Here is a 6,381-nt window from a genome sequence, read left to right as displayed (position 1 = left end):
TGCTGCAGCCGCCATCCCCGACCGGCTCCGAGGAGTCATGTACGACGCGCCCGTTGTCGGGGCGAAGCCCTCATCCACGACGGAGCAACTCGCGCACCTTCTCGGTCACAAGAGAAAGCCTCGATGACATTCGAGGAGGCATCTGCGGATCACCGTTGCTCACCGAGATCAGGTGCGCGGATCTGCCGCACCACGAGCGTGATCTCCGCCCACGAACGCCGATCCTCCACGGCGAGACTCTGTGGCTCGTCGAGGACGCCCGCGTCGCGGTCATCGACCTGAGTCAAGGTGTTGTCACGGAGGTACGGCCCCTCCCGTACGGCGTTGTCTGCGCCGCAGCCCTGGTGTCCGAGGGTGTGCTGATCGCCTTTACGGACGGCTCGCTGGTCACCATCGACCGCGCTGGCATCGTCGGCGCCATGCTGCTGGCGTCAGGCCGGAGGTGGTCCGTGTTATGCCTGGCCTCCGGTACGAGGCGACGGCTGGCTGACGCGGATGTCGGCGAGACGGCCACGCAAGACCCCGATGCCCAGGCCGACGAGCCAAACGGCCGCGAGGAGTCGGAACGCCGGTTCTGGCCGGACCAGCGGTGGCAGCACGATCGAGAGGGCGGACGCCCCCACCAGTGGGCCGCCGAACCTGCCGTAGCCGAACACCCATCGCGGCCGCCGGTCGGAACGCCAAGCGGCCGCCGAGGCCGCGGTGATCAATATGCCGGAGCCCAAGAGGTGTATCGGACCGCCGAGTACGAGCGCCGCCTTGCCGAGTCCGGCGATGACCGTGTCACCGGCCACCGTAACGACCTCCATCAGGGCCAGCGAGCACACGACCGAGGCCAGCAGCGCCGCAGCGGCGAGTGCACTGCCCCAACCCACACCGGCGGCCGCACGAGTACCGCCAGGTCGCAGCGCGGCGCGCAGTCGGTATCCGAACCGGTACAGGGCGATCGCCGCTAGGACCTGCAACGCCGACTGGGCGAGCACCGCGGTGCCGTTGGCGCTGTAGAAGTCCCGCAACTGCGTTACCGATGCCTCTGGCAGATAAAGGCTCTCTCCCGCATTCAAGACGCTGCCGGCGGCGATGCTGGCGACGAAGGCGACGACGAATACGATGCCCCACCAGCCCCAAAGTCTGCCGATCCCGCGGTCCGCGCGCGCCCCGCTGCCCGCTTCCCTGACCGTCTCCTTCACGATTCGCCCTTTCCGTCTGGCTGGACCCGTCCCCTGGCGGTGGCCAGCGGGGAATGTCAATCGATCAGCCATGCTGCCGGGGCGAAGACGTTGTGCCATCCGGCGCAGCGCGGCTCTCGGCATACGCCGCAGCGCGTATGCCAGTACGCGTCGGCACGTAGCCGCCTGTGGGTGGACAGATCCCACGACCGGCCACGCGGCATGCTCGGGCGTGCGACAGCCGCGGCAGCGGAGCAGCCAAGTTCAACACGACCGTGCCGGATCTCCTGTCACCCGTGTCGTCGTCCCTGACGATGCGGCGCGCGGCGCCGGACGTCCTAAATCGCCGCTGACAACGGGCGGCCCCCGACGGTCTGGGCAGTGGGGCGCGAGTCAGGCGCTGCCCCGGGCGCAGAACGCGAAGGCCGAGTCGTACGGAAGGTTCAGCCACTTGTGACCGTCGCAGACCCACGAGTCCGCCAGTTCCAGCCCGTCCACGAGATGACGGGTGGCCGGGCTCGCCGCAACCCATAGTCCGAATGCTCCGTCGACGTGCACCCACCCACCGTGCCGGTGAATCAGTTCGCACGCCTCCCGGATCTGGTCGCAGGCGCCGGTGTTCACGTTGCCCGCCTGGAGGCACAGGATGGTGGGGCCCGCGGTTCCGGCTCGGGCACAGCACCGGCACAACGATCACCGTCGATGGTGGGGAGACCCTGACCTGAGCGCCCAGTCACCGCGGACCTGGTGACTCGTTGGACGAGGAAGATCACCGATGCGGGTAGGGGGTTCCGTGGTCATCTGCGGTAGCAGGCTTCGGTGACCGGCGGCGGGGAGTCCCGGCTCGTCCGCGGGGAAGCCAGCTCCCAGCGGGCCACCTTCCTGGAACTCTTCTTCGACCTGGCCTTCGTCTTCGCGCTCAGCCGGGTGTCCCAACGGTTGATCAGCCAGCTCGACGCGGACCGGTCCGGCCTGCTGTTCGCTGTGGCCCAGACGCTGTTGCTTCTTCTGGCCACCTGGTTGGTCTGGTCGTTCACCGCGTTGACGACCAGCCGGCTGGACCCGGATCGGCCGGCGATCCAGTTCGTGGTCGTGCTCGGCATGTTGGCTGCCCTGGTGATGGCGATCGCGATGCCCAGGGCGTTCGCGGAACAGGGGATCCTGTTCGCCGGGGCGTACGTGATGGTCCAGCTCGGCCGGCCGGTGTTCCTCCGGGTGGTCAACCCCTCGGAGTGGTTCATCTCCAACCGGTTGATCTTCTGGCTCGGAGTGGGCGCGGTGCCGTGGCTGCTCGGCGGCCTCGTCGCGTCGCCATGGCTACGCGCGGCGCTCTGGACCCTGGCCGTCGCGCTCGACTACACCGGGCTGATGTTGGGTTGGCCCACACCGAGGCTCGGTCGGTGGCGGCTGCCCGACCGGTCGCTCGCCGGCGAGCACCTGGCGGAGCGGTACCAGCAGTTCCTGCTCATCGCCCTGGGCGAGTCGATCCTGGTGCTCGGCGTGGCCTTCGGCGGCACCAGGCTGGACCTCGACCAGACGGCCGCATTCCTGCTCTCGTTCGGGACCACCGTGCTGCTCTGGCGGGTCTACTTCTACCGGGCCGGCCGGCTGTTGGCGGCCGCGATCACCAACGCCGGCCGACCGGGCCGGCTCGGCCCGGCCCTGTCACACACCCACTTTTTCATGATCGCCGGCATCGTGCTGACCTCGGTCGGGCTGGAACTGTTCATCAACCACCCACTCGGAGAGACCCCACCCGTCTGGCTCACCGCCATCCTCGGCGGACCCGCGCTGTTCCTCGCCGGGAACGCCCTGTTCGTGTACCAGCTCTTCCATCGAATCGCCTGGTCCCGGGTCGGCGGACTGGCCGCCCTCGTACTCCTGCTGCCGGCCGCGGTCGGCCTGCCACCGCTCGCGGTCGGCGCCACGGCCGCCGCGGTGCTGGCGGGGGTCGCCGGTGTCGACGCGCTCCTGTCCCGCGGCCGGGCGGCCGGAGCGCCGGCACCCACGGGTTGAGTTCCCGGCGTGGCACCCGGATGTGGTGTGATCTCAAGCCATGAAGGTCAGGGTCGTCGGTGCCGGGGTCGTGGGCTTGACCAGTGCGCTCCGCCTGGCGCAGGCCGGCCATGAGGTCGACGTGGTCGCCGCGGAGTCGGGTAGCGGCACGACGTCGTCGGTCGCCGCGGCACTCTGGTACCCCTACCGCGCATACCCCGAGGCGGACGTGACCCGATGGTCGGCGACCACCTACCGGATGCTGCGCGGCCTGACCGCCGATCCGTCCGCCGGCGTCCGGATGCGGCTCGGGCGGGAGCTGTTCCGCCGGCACACCGCCGACCCGTGGTGGCGGGGCGCCGTTCCCGAGCTGGGTCGCGTTGGCGTCGAGCGGCTGCCCGCCGGCTACGTCGACGGCTACGAACTGAGCGTCCCGGTGGTGGACATGGCGGTGCATCTGCCGTGGCTGCTCGGCCAGGTGGAGACGGCGGGAGTCGCCGTCCGGATCCGGCACGTGGACGATCTGGCCGAGGCGTTCGACGGCGTGGACGCCGTGGTGAACTGCACCGGGCTGGGATCCAGGAAGCTGGTCCACGACGAGACCCTCACACCGGTGCGCGGCCAGGTGCTCGTCGTCGCACAGGTCGGCCTGACCGAATGGCTGCTCGACCAGACCGATCCCGAGCACCTGGTCTACGTCGTACCCAGGAGCGACACCGTGCTGCTCGGTGGCACCGCCGAGGAACGCGACGAGGACGTGACCGTCCGGCCGGGAACGACCGCCGACATCCTGAGACGGTGCGTCCGGCTCGTACCCGAGCTCGACCGGGCCCGCATCCTCGACCACCGCGTGGGCCTGCGTCCGGGACGCCCGACCGTACGGCTGGAGACCGAGCTCACCGGCCGCGGTCCGGTCGTCCACTGCTACGGGCACGGTGGCGCCGGAGTCACGCTGTCCTACGGCTGCGCTGAGGACGTCGCCGCACTCGTGTCAGGACTGTCGTGACCGCCGCACGGCCAACGGATACGTCGAGGTCCGGGAGGCGAGCGACGAGACCGTACGATGTCGGGGCGTGACCCCCGACGAGATCCTCGCCGCGTTGGCGTTCGTCCCCGAGGTTCGCGCGACGTCCCTCCAGAACCGGATGACGATCCACGTTCCGGCGCTCGGCGACAGCGTCCACCTCGTCGCCGACGACGTGCGGCGGGCCCGGCGGATCTACGCGCCCGACGGCGCGCCGGCGCTCGAGTTCGCGATCGGCGCCGGTGCGGAGCTGTGGCCGCTCATCATCACCGGGACCGACGTGGTGTTCCAGCCGGTGAGCCCGGACACCATCCTGGACACCCGGATGCGGTACGCCGTCGCCCAGATGCCGCCGCTCGTCGCCTACACGGAGATACTGCGGGAGGCCGAAGCGCAGGGCCGGCGGGTGCAGTCCGGGCACATCGACTACGACACGCTCGCGGGCACGTTCCTGCTCGTGCGCTGTTTCATTCTGGGCGCGGCCCGGTTCGGGCTGCGGCCGGTGGCCGCGGTCGGCTGGTGGGACCGCGGTTGGCGGCGCGTCGGGGACAGCGTGTTCCTGCCGCCGTGGCGCGTGGATCCGCTGTGGGACGGCCTGCTGGCCGAGGCCGCACAGCTGCCGGACCTGCCCTCGACCCTGACCGCGGTTCGCGACGAGCGCCCCGACGCGGCCCGCATCGAGGTGGCCGATTTCGCGCGCCTGGAGCCCGGCCTGAGGGTGGTCGGGCTGGACGACGAGTTCGTCGCGGCCTGGAGGCGCTGGATGCCGATCACCCCGGCGACGTTCCACGCCACGCTCACCCGCGGCGTGCCCGACGCGACCGCCGATGTGGCGCTCTACCCGGACGGCGGTGGCAGCATCAACCTGTGGGTGCCGCTGGGCGACAGCCGTCGGGCCTTCCTGCAGACCTCGTTCGTCCTCGCCGACGGCGACATCGCCGTCGACGAGATCCGGATTCCCGACGGGGTGGGCGGCGGCCTGTTCCAGCGCCTGATGTTCAACACGGAGCGGCTGGCCGCCCTGCTCGGCCTCCGGCAGGTCAGCCTGCGCGCCACCGGCATCGGGGCGTACGCCCTGGCCCGCGTCGGCGTCTACCCGCGCGACCCGGAGCTCTACCGGGTCACCCGCGACCGCACCTGACGCCGCCGGCGTCGGCGGCCCGGCCGAAGATCGTCACTGTGCACGTCGGGTCGTCCGTGAGTCGCGCAGCAACGACCGGCGCAGGTTCGCCATCGCGTCGGCACCGACGGCCTGCTCCACGCGCGACGTCACCTGCGCGCACAGGTCGCGCGCGCGGGTCAGCTCGGCCCGGGCGCCGTCGATGTCGCCGCGCAGCCGCTGTGCCTGCTCCGGGTCGACCCGGCGGATGTCCCGCACCTCGCCCGACCGCGTTTCGCGGAGCGTCTCCGCCAGGATCATGACGTAGTCGGCCCGGTCGGACGCCAGCCCGGCGAGCGTGTCGCCCTGCTTCCCCACGCCCGCGACCCGGTCCACCGCCGCCGACGGCAGGAAGAACAGCGTCGTGGTCGAGAACGTGCTCGTCCGCCGCTGCTGCTCCCACCGGGTCAGCAGGCCCGACTTGACGTCCAGGAAGGGTGCGAGCTCGAGGTAGAGACCCGCGTCGACGGTGTTGAGCAGCATGCGCGAGTCGCCGACCGCCTCGCGCAGCTGCCCGACGGTCTCGACCTGCTCGGCCAGCACCTGGCCGAACTCGGCCTCCGTCGCCGCGTCGGCCGCGCCGTCGCCGAACCGCCCGGCCAGGGCCAGCACGCGCTCGCCCCGCAGGCACAGGTCCTGCATCAGCAGCACGATGCCGAGCAGGTGTCGCGCCACGTCCGAGTCGCGCCCCGTCCGGCGGCGATCCAGCAGGCGTGCGCCGTAGGTCGCGAAGATCTCCGCCAGCTTCTCGACGAGCGTGAACACGCGCCGAGCCTAGTGGACACCGCCGGCTTGGTCGGCGCCCCTGAAACCGCTTCGGGGCCCGGGACAGACAACCCCGGCGGTACGACGTCCCGACCGTCCACAACCCGGGTGGTACGCCCATCGGCAACTCCGGCATGACGACGCGTGACCACTCCGGTACATATGCTGCCGCCTCGGGAGCGGGTTGAGGGCACTATCGTTCTGGCGTGCACATCCGCTTCGACGTTCCAGCCGATCCCACGTACCCGGGCCGCGTGGCGGCTGTGCTC

The 6,381-nt window shown here is 71.0% G+C and carries 5 protein-coding genes and 1 pseudogene; 3 read left to right on the top strand and 3 right to left on the bottom strand.

Features of this window, described 5'->3' with window-relative positions; all coding sequences use genetic code 11:
* Positions 1 to 452: 452 nt before the first annotated feature.
* Positions 453 to 1,190 (bottom strand): hypothetical protein, encoded by a 738-nt coding sequence (locus AB0F68_RS35010; protein ID WP_357346149.1) that lies wholly within the window; start codon positions 1,188 to 1,190, stop codon positions 453 to 455.
* Between the two features lie 408 nt (positions 1,191 to 1,598).
* Positions 1,599 to 1,826 (bottom strand): annotated as a pseudogene (locus tag AB0F68_RS35005) (pyridoxal-dependent decarboxylase); the annotation flags it as partial.
* 162 nt (positions 1,827 to 1,988) lie between these two features.
* Here AB0F68_RS35005 and AB0F68_RS35000 point away from each other — a divergent pair.
* From AB0F68_RS35000 to AB0F68_RS34990, 3 genes are all read left to right on the top strand, one after another.
* Complete coding sequence (locus AB0F68_RS35000; RefSeq protein ID WP_357346148.1) at positions 1,989 to 3,185, top strand: low temperature requirement protein A; 1,197 nt, start codon at positions 1,989 to 1,991, stop codon at positions 3,183 to 3,185.
* A 40-nt stretch (positions 3,186 to 3,225) separates the two neighbouring features.
* Positions 3,226 to 4,170, top strand: coding sequence for an FAD-dependent oxidoreductase (locus AB0F68_RS34995; RefSeq protein ID WP_357346146.1), 945 nt, complete (start codon positions 3,226 to 3,228; stop codon positions 4,168 to 4,170).
* A 67-nt stretch (positions 4,171 to 4,237) separates the two neighbouring features.
* Positions 4,238 to 5,329 (top strand): hypothetical protein, encoded by a 1,092-nt coding sequence (locus AB0F68_RS34990; RefSeq protein ID WP_357346144.1) that lies wholly within the window; start codon positions 4,238 to 4,240, stop codon positions 5,327 to 5,329.
* A gap of 33 nt (positions 5,330 to 5,362) precedes the next feature.
* On the opposite strand, the gene AB0F68_RS34985 is transcribed toward AB0F68_RS34990, so the two are convergent.
* A complete protein-coding gene (locus AB0F68_RS34985) occupies positions 5,363 to 6,112 on the bottom strand; it encodes a hypothetical protein (protein WP_357346142.1) in 750 nt (249 codons plus the stop codon).
* Positions 6,113 to 6,381 lie beyond the last annotated feature (269 nt).

This window comes from Micromonospora sp. NPDC023966 (assembly GCF_040639095.1).
Lineage (GTDB): Bacteria > Actinomycetota > Actinomycetes > Mycobacteriales > Micromonosporaceae > Micromonospora.
Note: the sequence above shows the minus strand (reverse complement) of the source record. Positions and strands in the feature narration are given on the sequence as shown.